This window comes from Enterobacter sp. NFIX58, from assembly GCF_900110475.1.
Classification (GTDB): domain Bacteria; phylum Pseudomonadota; class Gammaproteobacteria; order Enterobacterales; family Enterobacteriaceae; genus Enterobacter; species Enterobacter quasiroggenkampii.
Map to the genome: position 1 here is coordinate 170021 of NZ_FODW01000004.1, position 16377 is coordinate 186397.

At 55.7% G+C, this 16377-nt stretch carries 15 protein-coding genes and 1 tRNA gene; 6 read left to right on the plus strand and 10 right to left on the minus strand.

What is annotated here, in order from left to right:
• Positions 1-25 precede the first annotated feature (25 nt).
• Positions 26-748: a hypothetical protein gene (locus BMW97_RS17135; protein ID WP_045908071.1), complete on the plus strand. Its 723-nt coding sequence runs from the start codon at positions 26-28 to the stop codon at positions 746-748.
• 106 nt (positions 749-854) lie between these two features.
• Positions 855-939: transfer RNA gene (locus BMW97_RS17140), tRNA-Leu, on the plus strand.
• 155 nt (positions 940-1094) lie between these two features.
• On the opposite strand, the gene BMW97_RS17145 is transcribed toward BMW97_RS17140, so the two are convergent.
• The 3 genes from BMW97_RS17145 to BMW97_RS17155 all read right to left on the minus strand — a co-directional run bounded on the left by BMW97_RS17145 (position 1095) and on the right by BMW97_RS17155 (position 4454).
• Positions 1095-1976 carry a DNA adenine methylase gene (locus tag BMW97_RS17145; RefSeq protein WP_045908072.1) on the minus strand — a complete coding sequence of 294 codons (882 nt, stop codon included), beginning with the start codon at positions 1974-1976 and terminating at the stop codon, positions 1095-1097.
• Positions 1976-3487 carry a ParB/Srx family N-terminal domain-containing protein gene (locus BMW97_RS17150; protein ID WP_045908073.1) on the minus strand — a complete coding sequence of 504 codons (1512 nt, stop codon included), beginning with the start codon at positions 3485-3487 and terminating at the stop codon, positions 1976-1978. Before BMW97_RS17150 ends, BMW97_RS17145 begins: the two co-directional genes overlap by 1 nt.
• Positions 3488-3575: 88 nt before the next feature.
• Positions 3576-4454 carry a phosphorothioated DNA-binding restriction endonuclease gene (locus tag BMW97_RS17155; protein WP_045908074.1) on the minus strand — a complete coding sequence of 293 codons (879 nt, stop codon included), beginning with the start codon at positions 4452-4454 and terminating at the stop codon, positions 3576-3578.
• A 301-nt stretch (positions 4455-4755) separates the two neighbouring features.
• On the opposite strand from BMW97_RS17155, the gene BMW97_RS17160 reads away from it, so the two are divergent.
• A complete protein-coding gene (locus BMW97_RS17160) occupies positions 4756-5223 on the plus strand; it encodes a SymE family type I addiction module toxin (protein ID WP_082087740.1) in 468 nt (155 codons plus the stop codon).
• Between the two features lie 57 nt (positions 5224-5280).
• Here BMW97_RS17160 and BMW97_RS17165 read toward each other — a convergent pair whose 3' ends face one another.
• Together BMW97_RS17165 and trpS are read right to left on the minus strand one after the other, a co-directional pair.
• Positions 5281-5652: a hypothetical protein gene (locus tag BMW97_RS17165; RefSeq protein WP_045908075.1), complete on the minus strand. Its 372-nt coding sequence runs from the start codon at positions 5650-5652 to the stop codon at positions 5281-5283.
• A gap of 573 nt (positions 5653-6225) precedes the next feature.
• Positions 6226-7230 (minus strand): tryptophan--tRNA ligase, encoded by a 1005-nt coding sequence (gene trpS / locus BMW97_RS17175; protein ID WP_045908076.1) that lies wholly within the window; start codon positions 7228-7230, stop codon positions 6226-6228.
• Positions 7231-7429: 199 nt separating this feature from the next.
• On the opposite strand from trpS, the gene fosA reads away from it, so the two are divergent.
• Positions 7430-7855, plus strand: coding sequence for a FosA/FosA2 family fosfomycin resistance glutathione transferase (fosA, locus tag BMW97_RS17180; RefSeq protein ID WP_032675865.1), 426 nt, complete (start codon positions 7430-7432; stop codon positions 7853-7855).
• Here fosA and BMW97_RS17185 read toward each other — a convergent pair.
• The gene (locus BMW97_RS17185; protein WP_045908077.1) at positions 7841-8848 is read right to left on the minus strand and encodes a LacI family DNA-binding transcriptional regulator; all 1008 of its coding nucleotides are present in this window, start codon (positions 8846-8848) and stop codon (positions 7841-7843) included. The two genes, fosA and BMW97_RS17185, sit on opposite strands and share 15 nt — an antisense overlap.
• 185 nt (positions 8849-9033) lie before the next feature.
• On the opposite strand from BMW97_RS17185, the gene BMW97_RS17190 reads away from it, so the two are divergent.
• Entirely contained in the window at positions 9034-10122 is a 1089-nt protein-coding gene (locus tag BMW97_RS17190; RefSeq protein WP_045908078.1) for a cellulase family glycosylhydrolase, read from the plus strand.
• A gap of 50 nt (positions 10123-10172) precedes the next feature.
• Positions 10173-11567: an MFS transporter gene (locus tag BMW97_RS17195; RefSeq protein ID WP_032649974.1), complete on the plus strand. Its 1395-nt coding sequence runs from the start codon at positions 10173-10175 to the stop codon at positions 11565-11567.
• 41 nt (positions 11568-11608) lie between these two features.
• On the opposite strand, the gene BMW97_RS17200 is transcribed toward BMW97_RS17195, so the two are convergent.
• From BMW97_RS17200 to BMW97_RS17215, 4 genes are read right to left on the minus strand one after another with little or no spacing between them, the layout of a single operon-like run.
• The gene (locus BMW97_RS17200; RefSeq protein WP_032675870.1) at positions 11609-12430 is read right to left on the minus strand and encodes an alpha/beta fold hydrolase; all 822 of its coding nucleotides are present in this window, start codon (positions 12428-12430) and stop codon (positions 11609-11611) included.
• Positions 12431-12460: 30 nt separating this feature from the next.
• A complete protein-coding gene (locus tag BMW97_RS17205; RefSeq protein ID WP_045908079.1) occupies positions 12461-14080 on the minus strand; it encodes an MFS transporter in 1620 nt (539 codons plus the stop codon).
• Positions 14077-14484 carry a DoxX family protein gene (locus tag BMW97_RS17210; protein ID WP_045908080.1) on the minus strand — a complete coding sequence of 136 codons (408 nt, stop codon included), beginning with the start codon at positions 14482-14484 and terminating at the stop codon, positions 14077-14079. The genes BMW97_RS17205 and BMW97_RS17210 overlap by 4 nt, the downstream gene beginning before the upstream one ends.
• Entirely contained in the window at positions 14484-16355 is a 1872-nt protein-coding gene (locus BMW97_RS17215) for an amidohydrolase (protein ID WP_045908081.1), read from the minus strand. Before BMW97_RS17215 ends, BMW97_RS17210 begins: the two co-directional genes overlap by 1 nt.
• Between the last annotated feature and the right edge of the window lie 22 nt (positions 16356-16377).

A 16377-nucleotide genomic window follows, 5' to 3' on the forward strand; every position in this document is an offset into this window, starting at 1 on the left:
CATAGCGAAAGGATAAGGATGCGAGATGAATAAAACGTGGACCCGTATTGTGATTGTCGTCATTGCGGCTGCCGCCGTGGCGTTCTGGGTGTTTTTCGACAGGCAGCGCGCCCCGGAACGGCAGATGGATAACGCCCTCAACGCGATGCCCGCCTGGCAGGTGATTAAGGAGCAGGAGCCCGCGCTGCATCAGCGCATCCTCGACCAGATGGCCGCCCTGCAAAAAGCGGGCGAGCCGGAGCAGCAGATTATCGACACCATCCAGCCGCAGATCCTGCATCTGCAGATGTCGCGCCTGCAGAACGCCCCGGACGCCAACGTGGTGAACTACATGACCATCAACATGGAGCAGACCGCTGCCATCCAGAAGGTGAGCGACGACGCCTGCTTCCGCTTCCTCTACCCGATGGTGAAGGGCGGCGTGAACCCGATGCGCATGCTGGATAAAGATCTGATGACGCGACGCATGCAGGCCGATGCCGACATGATGCGCGCGGCCTACGGCAAAAACCGCCACACCGTGACCCCTGCCGAACGCGAGGCGGCCGTCGAGGATGTGCGGCCGATTATGAAGCAACTTGCCGATAAGTACGGCGAGGACATCCAGCTGCTGCAGATGCCGGAGAAGGCGGCGGGCAAAGAGAAGCTCTCCTGCGATATGGTGCAGGAGATGTGGGCGAAGGTGCTGGCGCTGCCGGAACAGAAGGCGGCGAGGGTGATTCGGCTGGCGGTGTCTGAGCTGGAGTGACGAAGGACGCTGGTTTTTTGGGCACTTAGCGCGGGTTTCGCGCGTCGTCGCTTGCATGGCGGCGTGCGACAGGTATAATCCACAACGTTTCCGCATCCCCTTCAGTGCCGAAGTGGCGAAATCGGTAGACGCAGTTGATTCAAAATCAACCGTAGAAATACGTGCCGGTTCGAGTCCGGCCTTCGGCACCAAAAGATAGCAAATCCGTTCAAAAAAATTCATCTCTTTTATTGAAATAATTTTAAGTATTTGTAGATTGCTTGAATATATATTTTCATGTATATCTTTATATAATTATATTCGTAATAAAAAATAGATATGCTCATAATTAATTATACAAATATGTTCAGAGCAAACCATTTCTCTTTAATTTATTAATTTCACTAAAAGTAATATCAGGCTTCAAGCCAGTCTTTAATAAATTTTTTGAATGAATTATTAGCTCGGAACCCTTATATTTGTTTTGAGCTGTGTAGGTTAATCCGAATGATTCAGGAATAAAATCAGAGTAGATCTCACAGATTTCAGGGGTGTCATCATAAGTGACAATCCAGTGTTGTTTAATTTTTACTACACTTTCAAATAATTTATAATGGTCATCATGTTCAAAGAAATTCTGATAAAGGCCTTTCCCCTTTATATAATAAGGAGGATCAATATTAATAAATGCTGGACCATCAATGTCGGGTATGAATTTTTCAATGTAATCAACAGCATCCATATTGCTTAGACGTATGGAATCTCTTTTGGCAGCTATAGCTAATATTTGTTCAACAAGTCTGTCTTTATTATATCTACAATGTAATTTATAGTTTCCATCTTGCTTTAATCCACCTATAACCCCTCCTTTAATAATGCCAGAACGGTTCGTTCGGTTAAGAAAGAACGTAGCGAATCCTAATTTTAAAAAATCACTATTTTTTTCTTTATATATTGCACGTTGCTTATGCCATTCATCTATGGTCACTGGAGTGCTCTTAATCAATGAACATAGCTCATCTGTGCGATATAACACGCAATGCCAAAACGCATGTATAGCCGGATCTAGATCATTTATATATACTTTCTGTACATGGTTATTTAGCAATAAATGCCAAGCAATCGCACATCCGCCAGCAAACGGTTCGACATATGACTCCCCCTCAAGATTGTTTAACTTGATTGTTTCCAGTACATATGCTGCTAACTTGGACTTTCCACCTGGGTATCTTAAGGGAGAGTAAAACATTAAATTTCCTTCAAACTTATCAGTACTGCCAAAAGCGGTGTCAACATATCCCAGAAGCGATTCAAAAACTGAGGTTCAACTTTGTGAACTTTGCTTCCATGTATGTATTCGTTCAATGTGTTCAAACTGTAATCATTGCTTACATGTAGTAACTGATCAATAACTTTGTTAGCCTCTTTTACGTCTATATATTCGCCGCGCAGAGTACTTAGCTTTTGCTGCAGTGTAAGGTCATTGTAGCCTTTCTTTTCATACTTGGACAGCCTATCCTTCAGATCATTTGAATGAATGTATTCATCCACAGCAAGCTCAAGAAAAATACGTAATGACGCTGCTGTCACATTAGGATAGATAAATACTGGTAGTTTTTGAAACTCTTTAAAAAGTGATTTTAGTTTGTAACTAGTTGTTGATATTTCATGATAGCAATCAGTTAACTGACGCCGCCTAGGATCACCTTTTAACTTTGGCTTATCTTCTGGTTTAGGATCCTGAACTTTTGTTGGGTCTGCAGGGATTGGGTCAGGGGTGTCTGAAGGGGCTGGGGTAGGATTAACCTCAATACCGGCATGGGGAATATCATCTTTATTTGCATCTTCTAGACTTTTTACTTTAGGTAGGAAATCAAATATTTTTTGGAAGCTAGAATCAATAGTACGAGTATTGACCAAGAACCCTAACTCATTGTTTTTATTTAGCATTAACTTAAGGAATTTAGCATAAGCAAAACAAAAAGTTGACATTTCAGCCTTAATTACAACACCCTCTTCATTAAAGTCGATATGCCAAGCATCGCGAACTTGACTATTCCCGAACCATCGTTCTAATACAGTCATATTAATTTTATGGCTATAGACTTGCTCTTTTTCTTCATGCGTAAGATATTGTGTCACTTCTTGTCTTGTCGCGATATCACGTATTTTTACATACCGTAAAGCCTCGATTATTGCTGCACGTTTAAAACCAGTGTATTCGATGGTTTTGTCAATATCTTGCCCTTCTGCGTCATAGACATCGATTATAAATCGTTGCTGTTGTAATCGTTGCCATCTGACAAGGTTACTTGCTGAAGAATGACGTTGTAAAATATACCACCTAGCATCATCGTAAGAAGGCGCTACACATACTCTAATTTTCTCCAGCTCGTCTCTGTCAATCATCCTTGATAGGTTGACAACAAGTTTACGAATAGACAATGGGGCTTTATCAGGCGAACGTAACAGTTTCAGAGCCATTACCCTTCGATTGCCTTCTGCAACAACGAAATCTTTATCTTTATTTTGCCAAACTACAACAGGGTCGAATGATTGAAAACCTCGTGTCGCAATAGATCTCATTAAAGTTAAAAAGTTTTGTTCATCATTGTCATCAGATATTAACTCCTCAACAAAATCGCGAACTGTAACGAGCTTACTTGAGGGATCTAAACGTGGATTATTAGACCATAACTTAAGGTTATCCACGGAACGTAGCACTCTTTTTTCCCACCATTTATTGTGTTCTTGAATCATATAATAAATATTCCATATGGTTATTAATTGTAGTATTAGATAACGGGTTATACTGTTGCAGTAATGATAAATAAAAAATGATCGAGTATCAGTAGGAGTCCATTTTATACACCTCCCTACGATGCCATTCTACAAAACCCTCTCCAGGATAGTTGCCTTTTATGATTGGCAGGGCAATCTGCTTCCCAGCAAAATCCCAGAACAGTCTTCCAACTATCCCACTCCCATTCACCGCCTCGGACACGAGCAAACGCATATTCTCATCCAGCCCAATCGATCCTTTATCAAACGCCTTATGATGAATTGCACACAGCGCCAGCCCGTTGGGGATCTCACACGGCCCGCCAAACTGCTTCCATTTAATATGCGCGGCTTCAAGTCCTACAGAGGCGTTATCATGCCGCATGTTAAATCCGCAAATAGCACACTCGTAGTTATAAGCACGCAGCACCTGCTGACGGAACAGCGGATCGCGAACCTTACGGATTTGCTGGATATCAAAACCCATCTCATCCGCGAGCTCTTCCTGAATACTTTCAGGAAAATGCGCTTCAAGGATCTGCTGCGCCAGCGAGCTGATCAGGTTTTTGTTCTTACTCAGCAACGCAAAGTGTTCTTCATCAAACCCGCCTGCAACGTTATGTTCCACAAGTTCTTTAACAGGCGGTTGCTTACTGCCAGTGGTCGAACAGAACTCAGTATTCTTCAGATCCCAAAATCCATCCCCTTTGAGCCGCCAGAAAGGCATATTCGGGTAATGCGTCTTCCTCTGTGGGCCAAAGCGTTCTAGCAGGCTAAGCAACTGTTCGTGGACTTCGGTTCCATAGTTAAACAATCGCGCATGCCCATGCTGATAGTTCGCAAGCACGTACAGAAGCAATAAAGGTTTATGCGGCGCACGCTGTTCGCCTTTGCGCCAGATGGTGATGTCGGCAATTGCCTGTTCGAGAGTTTTGCTGGAAGCCATCGCGTTACGGAAGAAAGTAAATAATTGCGATGATGCTCGCAAAACCTAGACCAATCAACCCGCAAACAACAAAAACATGACCTTACCGCACACAACACTAATTCCTGAATCCCCCTCGCAAATTCCAAATTTACCCCACACCAAACCGCTGTATTTATATTCAGCCCTGTATAATGAGCACCAGAAATTACGCCGAACGGCAAAGGAAGTATCAAGGAATATTTAAAGAGAGAATTCGCGATATGAAGGTGCTGCAACACCCCCATACCGCTAACCACAACCAACTATCGAGGAGTTGAAAATGGCTGCGACGAATTTTAAGCCAGAGTTTACTGTTTGCAAAACAGAATCAGACGCTTTCACCGGCGTGATTGAAAACCGCGAGCTGGTACGCAAAAACAGCGCCCGCCGACTTCACGGCAACCAGCTCAACGCGGCCCCCGTCCATCCCCGCGCGGAGACGTCGCAGGACAGTGCCGCTTGCTGCGAACTTTATTCCCGCATAGATATGAAATACCTTCTGCTGGGCGGAGAGTGGTTAACCCGTGCAGGCTTTATCAACGGCATGCCCGTGAAAATCCGCGCCATGAAAGACTGCATTGTGATTACGCCCCAGCATACAAGAGAATTATGGGGATGCCTGGAAGGTATGAGTGTGGTGAATATCAATAAGCAGAAAGTCGCGCAGTGGCTGAAGACCTTTCCGGGGGCGTTGAATGATACAGGTGATGTTCCGGTGATTAAGCGTGGGAGTGGGAAGGCTGTTTAAACTCAAGACTAACGAGTGCGGGCATGTGAGCACATGCCGCACTACGCAAAATGTCACTCAATCATGATGTATTTGTTCTCTAACAGCCTTAACCAGCACAGCATGAAGCTCGCCAACGGTTAAATCGCGTATCACCGGTTCCTGAATGCCTCGCAACCTGCGAATCAAGCGGCAGATACCAAAGTAATCTATGCCCTCGGTGCTAAAAAGAAACTCGATTTCAGCGAGGGAAAAAGTTTTCTCATAGCCATCTTCTTCAGTGACGAGCGTAACGCCAAACGCTTCCTCGCAGTCTTCTATCAGGGCATCGCCATCCATGCCGCAGATATCAAGGTCGGCTTCGATTAGGGTGTTCACATCAATGCGTTTGCGATGTTGTCCAGAGGACTGACGCACAACCTCAATGACCTGCGAAAGAGTGGGTTGCATTATATTGAATTCCTTTGGTACAGAAATGACGTAGACATTCATCAGTAGATCGAGTTAACGCCTGGGACTTATTATTGAAGGTAAAAAGAAAATCAAAAAAATCCACGCAAACATACCAATGATTTTTAACGGCCAGGGTTCGAATACATCAAAGCACACAATTGCGCCTATAACTAATAGTGGTCCTCCCAATAATTCCAGTATTCCTTCTAAGATAGATAACTTATGAGGCAATACACGATTTAGTAAAACGGCCATGAAATGTGCGCATCCTAAAGTGATGGTTATAGCTATTGTGCATTCTTTCCAGTTATCAGTGACGCCCACGCATATGAGGCATAACACAATCACAAATACACAAAGTAACTTATTCAGCATGGAAATAATAAACTTACTCATAGCAGTTGCTGTGGCGTTTAAAATATTAAGAGTCTATGAATATAGCGCTCTTAACAGAATGACAAACGACATTGACTAATAATGCATTTAAGAATTTTTGCGCCTCGCTTATTTCCGCAATAATCAAGTTAGCGGCTTCATGCCAATACCCCGCACTCCACCGCTAAATCTACCTTAACTAAACACCGGCACCCCCAGCCCCACCTTCACCTCCCTCAACGTCCCCTGCGTCACCCCCTGCGCCCGTTCAGTCCCGCGCTTCAGCATCGCCATCAGCTCGCCCCTGTCACGCATATACATCGCCCTTCGCTCCCGCATCGGCGCAATCAGCTCCTGCAAACACCCCTCCAGCTCGTTCTTGCACGCCCGGTCGCCCAGCCCGCCTGCCTGATAGTGCGCCTTCATCGCCGCCACTTTGTCTTTGTCCGGGTGAAACGCGTCGAGGTACGTAAACACCACGTTCCCCTCAATCTGCCCCGGGTCGCTCACCTTCAGGTGGTTCGGGTCGGTGTACATGGCGCTCACCGCACGGTGAATGGTCTCTTCGCTGGCCGAAAGGTGCAGCGTGTTGCCCAGCGATTTCGACATCTTGGCGCTACCGTCGATGCCGGGCAGGCGGCTGGTGTCGCTCAGCATCGCCTTGCAGTGGCGCAGCACCGGGGCGGGCAGCAGGCTGTTCATCTTGTGCACAATCTCGTTGGTCTGCTCAATCATCGGCAGCTGGTCGTCGCCGACGGGCACGCACTCGGCCTTAAACGCGGTGATGTCCGCCGCCTGGCTGATGGGGTAGGCCATAAACCCGACCGGCAGCGAGCGGGCGAAGCCCTTCTGCGCAATCTCGTTTTTCACGGTCGGGTTACGCTCCACGCGGGCGACGGTAACGATGTTCATATACAGCATCGTCAGCTCGGCGAGGGCGGGCAGGGCGGACTGCAGGCAGATCGTGGTCAGGTTCGGGTCGATGCCGGCGGCGAGATAGTCGGCCAGCACTTCGGGGATGTTGTCGCGAATTTTTTGCGGGTTGCTGCCGTTGTCGGTCAGCCCCTGCAGGTCGGCAATCAGCACAAACTGGTTGTGCGTGTGCTGGAGCGCCACGCGCTGGCGCAGCGAACCGACGAAATGGCCGAGGTGCAGCGGGCCAGTTGGGCGATCGCCGGTGAGGATGGTGGATGTGTTCATAAAGACTCCTTAATGTGCAGTTGCCGAAAGGGGTCTTAGATGTGAGAAAGCCGCCTTTCGGCGGCTATCTGAAAATGGGGAAAACTACTCCGTGCCGCCTTTAAGAAGGCAGCCACCAGCGGTTTACGGTGAGCACGGCGTGGTTTATGTTCATGCTTTTACCGTACCACGTCCGGCGCGAAAAACAAAAGGGCACGTCATGCTGCAATCACTCAACCACCTGACCCTCGCGGTCAGCGACCTGCAAAAAAGCGTCACCTTCTGGCACGAGCTGCTGGGGCTGACCCTGCACGCCCGCTGGAATACCGGGGCCTATCTCACCTGCGGCGATCTGTGGGTCTGCCTGTCGTACGACGAGGCGCGCCAGTATGTGCCGCCGCAGGAGAGCGACTACACCCACTACGCGTTTACCGTCGCGGAAGCGGATTTTGAACCGTTCTCGCAAAAGCTTGAGCAGGCGGGCGTCACCGTATGGAAGCAGAACAAAAGCGAGGGGGCGTCGTTCTATTTTCTCGACCCGGACGGCCACAAGCTGGAGCTGCACGTGGGCAGCCTCGCCGCGCGGCTGGCGGCGTGTCGCGAGAAGCCCTACGCAGGCATGGTGTTTACCTCAGACGAGGCTTGAGGCGCGTACCTTCAGCCTGCCCGCCAGCGTCACGTGCGTGGCGGCATCTTCCTGATTGCACAGGTACTCCACCGCCAGCCGTCCCAGCTCGCTGTAGGGCAGCTGGATACTGGTCAGCGGCGGGGTGAGCTGCTCGGAGATCTTCTGGTCGTCGTAGCCCGCCAGCAGCATATCCTGCGGGATGCGCACGCCGTTCACCGCCAGCGCCTGATAGCAGCCAATCGCCAGCCAGTCGCTGGCGCAGAAGATGGCGTCCGGGCGCTCGGCCAGCTCCAGCAGAGAAGTAGTGGCGGTAAAGGACTCGCTGAACTGCCAGTTGGTCTGGCGCACCAGGCTATCGTCGCAGGTTAATCCGGCCTGCTGCAGCGCGGCCTGGTAGCCCGCCAGACGCTGGCGCGAGGCCTCCATCCAGCTCTCGCCGGTGATGTGGGCGATGCGCGTGGCCCCGCAGGCGATGAGGTGTTTAGTCACCTGGAAGGCGTTGGCGTAGTCGTCCGGGATAAACGACGGCAGCAGCGGCGAGCCGGGGTCGCGCTGGTTGAGCAGCACCAGCGGGATGCGGGTGCAGTCCTGGAAGGCGGTCATGTCCACCAGCGTGGTGACCGGAGAGGCGAGAATAATCCCGATGCAGTTGCGCTTCTCCAGCTGGCGGATGATGTTCAGCGCCAGCTCGATGTCGTCGCCGTAGTCGTAGACGGTGAGCAGGGTCTCGTTGCGCCACGCCGCTTCCCGCGCCTGGCTGATGGCGTCGATAAACGGGTCGAAGCTCTGCAGCGAGCTGACCAGCAGGGCGATCTCTTCCTGGTTGCGCGGAGCGTGAACGGCGGGGAGGCGGTCGTAGCCGAGCTCGGTAGCGACGTTAATCACCCGCTGGCGGGTGTCGTCGCTGAGCTTGATGTTGCGGGACTGGTTAAGCACCAGCGATACCGTCGCCTGCGACACCCCTGCCGCCCGCGCAATATCGTTCATCGTCACTTTCGTTTTTCGCTTCATCAGTCCTCTCCCTTTCGCGACTTCGCATCATACCCTAACCGCACGCTTCCGCGCCGTCGATCACGTTTCTCATTCATCGAAGCGCGAACTTTGTGAGGAGCATCGCTTTTCTTCGTGCGGGAAATTGCGCATTTATCCCGCAGCTAATATTTATTAGCTAAATATTATCAGTAAGAGGACGCGTAATGAAAGAGCAGTGGAGCAGGGAGCAGGCACAGGCGTGGTATCAGCAAAAGGGCTGGCTGTGCGGGTTTAACTATCTGCCGTCGACGGCGGTGAACTGGACCGATATCTGGCAGGCGGAGACCTTCGATGCCGCCACCATCGAGCGCGAGCTGGGCTGGGCGGCGGAGGCGGGCTACAACACCCTGCGCATCAACCTGCCGTTTATCGTCTGGGAGCACGACCGCGACGGGCTGATGGCGCGCATCGACCGCTTTTTAACGATTGCCGACGGCCGCGGGTTCAGCACCATGCTGACCCTGATGGACGACTGCGGCTTCTCCGGCGACGAGCCGTACCTCGGCCCGCAAAAGCCGCCGGTGCCGGGCAAGCACAACAGCCAGGCGGCGGCGAGCCCGGGGCGCGACAAGGTGTGCGATCCCGACTGCTGGGCAGACATTGAGCGCTATATCCGCGACGTTGTCCGCCAGTTCCGCGACGATAAGCGCGTGCTGTTGTGGGATCTCTACAACGAGCCGGGCAACCGCGGCATTTTCGCGACGGGCACGCAGGAGGTGCAGTACGACGCGAAGCTGGAGACCTGCGCTCACGAGTTGATGAAGCTGGCGTTCCAGTGGGTGCGTGAAGAAGACCCTACCCAGCCGCTTACCGTCTGCGCGTGGCGCCTGCCGCCGGAAGAGGAGGGCGAGACGTTCTTCCAGCATCCGCTGGACCAGACCGCGCTGGCGCTCTCGGACGTGGTGAGCTTCCACGCCTACACCCACACTGGCCGCATGACGGCGATTATTCAGCAGCTGCAAAAGCTCGGACGACCGCTGTTCTGTACCGAATGGCTGGCGCGCCACGTGGGCAGCACCATCGAAGAGCAGCTTCCGCTGATGTACGCGGCGAAGGTCGCGCCGTACCAGTGGGGTCTGGTGCGCGGCAAAACCCAGACGTGGCTGCCGTGGCCGGTGGTGATGAAGGAGTCCACGGACTACTGCCGCCTCTGGTTCCACGACGTGTTTGAGGAGAACGGCATTCCGTTCTCACGCCGTGAAATCGCCCTGATGCAGCAGTTGCGCAAGATCGCCCCGCAGGCGCCGAACTAATAATATCGACCCGGCGGTCCACCGCCGGGCAACCAGGCAGGCATATAACAATGGCAACGACAATGAAAATACCGTCTCGCGAGTTGTGGTCTTATTTTGGTTATGGTTTAGGTCAGTGTTTTAGCTTTGGTTTAGTGGGTTCGTTTATTAACTATTTTTACACCGACGTGCTGGGGATCTCGGCGCTGGCGGCGAGCACCATCTTCCTGATTGCCCGCGCGTGGGACGCGGTTCACGATCCGCTGTTTGCCAGCATTATGGATACCATTAACAGCCGGTTCGGCAAGTTTCGCCACTTTTTGCTGATCGCCCCGCTGCTGATCACCGGCGTCACGCTGCTGTCGTTCTATAAAATCGAAGCGGACATGACTACCAAAATCCTCTACGCCGGGGTGACGTATATCCTGTGGGGGACGCTGTACGCCATCTCCGATATCCCATTCTGGTCGATGTCGTCGGTGATGACCAACGACTCCGGGCAGCGCACCCGCGCGGTAACGGCGGCGATGCTTGGGGTGAACGCCGGGATCGCCTGCGCCAACATCTTCTTCCCGAAGCTGGCGGCCTATTTCGCCCAGTACAGCAATGACAAAGGCTACTTTATGGCGGCGCTGGTGATGATGCTGGTGGGCCTGCCGCTGATGCTTAACGGCTTCATGCAGATCAAAGAGCGCGTGCCGCCGAGCCCGGAAAAGGTGACCATCCGCGACACCTTCCACAACCTGCGCCAGAACAAGCCGCTGTTTATCGTCCTGCTGTCGTTCTTTTTCTGCGTGTTCCATAACGTGGCGGGCGGTCTCTATATCTACTTCTTTATCAACAACCTGGGCGACGGCAGCCTGCAGATGGCGATTGGCGTGATGGGAATAGTCGCGGCGGTGTTGTGCCTGGTCGCCCCGATGCTGACGCGCCGGATGCAGAAGCGGAAGCTGTTTATGATCCTCTGCGGGCTGGACGTGGCGGTGCGCGTGGTGATGTGGTTTGTCGGGTATCAGCAGGTGACGATGCTGTTTATTCTCCTCGGCCTGAGCACGCTGTTCGTGATGATGACCAACATCCTCACCTCGTCGATGATTGCCGACACCATCGAGTACGCGGAGTACCACACTCACAAGCGCTGCGCGGCGATCACCTTCTCCGGGCAGACCTTTACCGGCAAGATGTCGGTGGCGGTGGGCGGCGGGTTAATCGGGGTGTTCCTGACGATGATCGGCTACGTGCCGCAGGCGCAAATCCAGAGCGAGAGCGTACTGTCGGGGCTGTTCTTCGGGATTTGCCTGCTGCCGGCGATAGGCTCGCTGATCCGCATGGGCTTTATGTCGCGCTTTACCTTTACCGAGGAGAAGCACGCGGAAATTTGTCGGCTGCTGGCGGAGCGCAACGCGTCTGCGAAAGCGCCGGGTGGCGGCTGCGCCTTACCCGGCCTACAGGACCAGCCCTTGTAGGCCTGATAAGCGAAGCGCCATCAGGCTTCGCTTTTTAAGACTTACAGCGACTTCACAAACGCCAGCAGATCTTCGTTAAGCTGGTCCTGGTGGGTCAGCGCGAAGCCGTGCGGCGCGTTGTCGTACACCTTCAGCGTGGCGTTTTTGATCATCTCTGCCGCCAGCTTGCCGGTGCTTTCAAACGGCACGATCTGGTCGTTGCTGCCGTGGATCACCAGCGTCGGCACATCGATTTTCGCCATATCCGGGCGGAAGTCGGTTTCGCCGAAGGCGGTCACGCAGTCGATGGTACCCTTCAGGGATGCCAGCAGGGCGATGTTCAGCGTCTGCGTCAGGGCACCGGCGGAAACGGTCTGTCCGGCGTTGGTGCCGTAGAACGGGGTGGCGAAGTCGCTGATGAACTGGGCGCGATCTTTACGCAGTCCGTCGCGAATGCCGTCGAACACGCTCTGATCCACACCCTGCGGGAAGGAGTCGGATTTGCCGAAGATTGGCGTCACCGCGCCCAGCAGCGCCAGACCGGCCACGCGCGCGCTGCCGTAGTTGTTGATGTAGCGAGTCACGTCGCCGCCGCCCATGGAGAAGCCCACCAGCGTCACGTCCTGGAGGTCCAGGGTGGTGATCAGGTCGTTGATGTCGGACGCAAAGGTGTCGTAGTCGTAACCGTTCCACGGCTGATCCGAACGGCCAAAGCCGCGACGGTCAAAGGCGATGGCGCGGAAGCCGCGCTCGGCCAGGTAGTTCAGCTGGCTGTCCCACATGTCGCCGTCCAGCGGCCAGCCGTGGCTGAAGAGAACCGGTTTGCCCGCGCCGCCTTCTTTGTAGTAAATCTGCGTGCCGTCTTTTGCCTTAAACGTTGCCATAGTGTGTTCCTGTGCAGGTGATGGTTATGGTTATACCGGCGCGACCAGATAACGAATTGCCGGTGATGTTGTGCCCTGATGAAAAGCCAGAACGCGGCTCTGCAGCAGGAGGTCATTCATGGTGTGGCGCTCCTGCTGGCGCAGATGCTCAATCCACGAGCCCATCAGGAAGGTCTCGATAAACAGGCCGGGGCGCTCAATATCCTCGTACACCGCCCAGCTCATCGCCCCGGCGCGGCGTCGCACCCGGCGCAGCTCGTGGACCGCCTCCAGGAAGGCTTTTGCGTTGTGCGGGTCGATGATGTACTCGTGCGAGACCAGCACCGGGCCGCGCTCGTTCGGCAGGTCGATCTCCACGCCGTCCAGCGGCTGGCCGCTCAGGTCGAGGTTTAATTCCGGGTCTTTCTCCAGCTTCCAGCGGAACACGGTGGCGCTTGCCAGCACCATCCCCAGCGTGGCGACAACCAGCGCGGTCGGGGTGCCGAACCGGGAGGCTATCTGCCCCCAGATGGCGCTGCCGGTGGTCATCGAGCCGAAGAACACCGTCAGGTAGACCGCCAGCGTCCGGGCCTTCACCCAGCGGGCAGCGCTGCGCTGGGCGCCCAGGTTCAGCGTCGAGAGCACCGCAATCCACGCGAAGCCGGTGAAGAACTCAAACAGGTTGAGCAGCCAGACGTGGCGCACAAACGCCAGCGCCAGCATGGTGAGGGCAAAGACCAGGCTCGCGACCACCATCAGGCGGTCGGCGTTCAGCCGCTGGCGCAGGCGCGGCAGCAGGATGGCCCCGGCAATCGCCCCCAGGCCAATGCACGCCAGCATCACGCCATAGCCTGCCGGGCCCAGGCCCAGCTCGCGGCGCGCCACCAGCGGCAGCAGTGCCCAGCCCGCGCTGCCAAAGACAAAGAACGCCACGGTACGCACCAGCACGTTGCGCAGCACCGGGGCGGCGTGCACGTAGCGGATGCCGGTGCGCACCGCGGAGAAGAAGTGCTCCGGCGGCAGACGCTGAATGGACGGGGCCGGACGCCAGCGCCACAGTACCCATGCCACGCCCACCACGGACAGCGCGTTCAGGGCAAACACCATCCACGGCCCGGCGAGCGACAGCAGGAAACCGCCCAGCGCGGGGCCAATCGCCCGGCTGATGTTCACCCCGAGCGAGTTCAGCGCCACGGCGGCGCCCAGCTCCGGCTTGCTCACCAGATCGGGCACCACGGCCTGGAACGGCGGCGAGCTCATCGCCGCCCCTACGCTCAGCAGAAACGTCGCCACCAACAGCACGGTCGGGGTGACGTGTCCGGTGAAGGAGAGCACCGTCAGTACGGCGGCGGCGATGAATACCCACAGCTGGGAGAAGAGCAGGTATTTACGCCGGTCAACGATGTCCGCCATCACCCCGGACGGCAGGGCGAAGAGGAACATCGGCAGGCTGCTGGCCGCCTGCACCAGCGCGATATCCAGCGGGTCGGCGCTCAGGGTCAGCATGCTCCAGTTGATGCCGACGTCGCTCATCCATGAGCCGACGTTAGAGACCACCGTGGCGATCCACAGCATGCGGAACACCGGCTGGCTCAGCGGCTGCCAGGGTGAAACCGTCGGTGCGGGCGTCGTCTCGACGTGTGCGTCGCGAACGTCGTTAACCTGGGTCATGCGAACCTCTCCGTTGCCTTACGCTGCAGCCGCCACTGGCCCGGCCCGGTGAGGGCGAGAGTGGTGAAGATAATCAGCAGCAGCCAGCCAAATTGCCCTTCGGCAATCGACCAGGTCGGGTGGACCGCCAGCATCGCCACCAGCAGCACGGCGATAATCGGCAGGCACGCCAGGCGGGTGTAGACGCCCGCAACGATCAACAGCGGGCAGATCACCTCGGCGACAATCGCCGGGATCAGGCTCGCGTAAGGCCCGAGGCCGAACGGATCTTCAATGCGCGTCAGCTCTTCGCTGAAGTGCAGCACCTTCGGCAGGCCGTGCACGTAGAGCAGCAGCAGGCTGCCGGTCAGGCGCAGGAAGAACAGCCCCAGGTCGATCCGGGGCGGCATAGTGGTGTTTTTCATCAGAATGCAAAGCAGCTGCAGCCCAGCGCCCCCCAGAAAGCGTTATCGTCGGACACCGGCATCGCTGACGTGCGGGCGAAATCGTGCTGGTGGCTGTGAACTCCGCACGGCCCGCTGCAGTGGTGGACGGCGCTCATACCCACGCGGGCAGCCTGCGGCGGCGCGCTGCGGTAGTGGCCCGGCACCTTGACCACCGGTGACCACTCGGGCAGGACCGGGATGGCCGGCGGCGCGAGCGTGCCAAAGCTGCCCGCGGCGTAGACGATGTCGCCGTTGACCACCGTGAGAACGGACTCGATGCCCTTGATCTCCTCTTCCGGCACGCGGAAGTAGTCTTTGCTCAGCACCGCCAGGTCGGCAAGCTGGCCGACTTTAATCTGCCCCTTCTGGTTCTGCTCGCTGGAGAACCACGCGCTGCCCTGGGTCCAGAGCATCAGGGCCGTATCGCGGTCCAGACGGGCGCTGTGATCGTACATCTGCATCCCGCCGACGGTGCGGCCGGAGACCAGCCAGTAGAGCGCGGTCCACGGGTTGTAGCTCGCCACGCGGGTGGCGTCCGTCCCTAAGCCCACCGGTACGCCGGTCTCGAGCATTTTCGCCACCGGCGGCGTATGGCGGGTGGCTTCGATGCCGTAACGCTCGGCAAAGTACTCGCCCTGGAAGGCCATGCGGTGCTGGACGGCAATGCCGCCGCCTAGCGCTTTGATGCGGTCGATGTTGGCCTGTGACACGGTTTCCGCGTGGTCGAAGAACCAGTGCAGGCCGTTGAACGGAATGTCGCGGTTCACCTTCTCGAACACGTCCAGCATGCGGCTGATGGATTCGTTATAGGTGGCGTGCAGGCGGAACGGCCAGCGGTGCTCCACCAGATGGCGTACCACGCGCTCCAGCTCGTCCTCCATGCCCGGCGCGAGATCCGGGCGCGGCTCGAGGAAATCTTCAAAATCGGCGGCGGAGAAGACCAGCATCTCGCCCGCGCCGTTGTGGCGGAAGAAGTCGCTGCCCTGGCCCGGCGTGAGCATGTCGGTCCATTTTTCAAAGTCTTCCAGCTCGTGGCCCGGACGCTGGGTAAAGAGGTTGTAGGCGATGCGGATGGTCATCTGCTTTTTCGCGTGCAGCTCGGCAATCACCTCGTAATCTTCCGGGTAGTTCTGGAAGCCGCCGCCCGCGTCGATGGCGCTGGTCAGCCCCAGACGGTTCAGCTCGCGCATAAACTGGCGGGTGGAGTTGACCTGCTGCTCCAGCGGCAGCTTCGGCCCTTTGGCCAGCGTGGCGTAGAGGATCATGGCGTTCGGACGGGCGATCAGCATCCCGGTCGGGTTGCCGTTGGCGTCGCGCTGGATCTCCCCGCCCGGCGGGTTTGGCGTGTCTTTGGTGTAGCCGACCACCTTCAGCGCGGCGCGGTTAAGCAGGGCGCGGTCGTACAGGTGCAGGATGAAGACCGGGGTATCCGGCGCGGCGTCGTTAATTTCGTCGAGGGTCGGCATGCGGCGCTCGGCAAACTGGAACTCGGTCCAGCCGCCGACTACGCGCACCCACTGCGGCGACGGGGTGCGCAGCGCCTGCTCTTTCAGCATCCGCAGGGCGTCGGCCAGGGACGGCACGCCTTCCCAGCGCAGCTCGAGGTTGTAGTTCAGCCCGCCGCGGATCAGGTGCAGGTGCGAGTCGTTGAGGCCAGGGATGGCGGTGTGGCCTTTCAAATCCACTACTTTGGTGGCGTCGCCGTGGTGTTGCATCACCTCGGCGACGGTACCCACTTCCAGAAATTTTCCGTCGCGCACGGCAACGGCTTCCGCGACAGGATTCTCGCGATCGACGGTATGAAACTGGCCGTTAACCAGAATGAGATCGGCTTTACCGAGGGTAACCATAACTGCTCCTGACTGAGAGGGG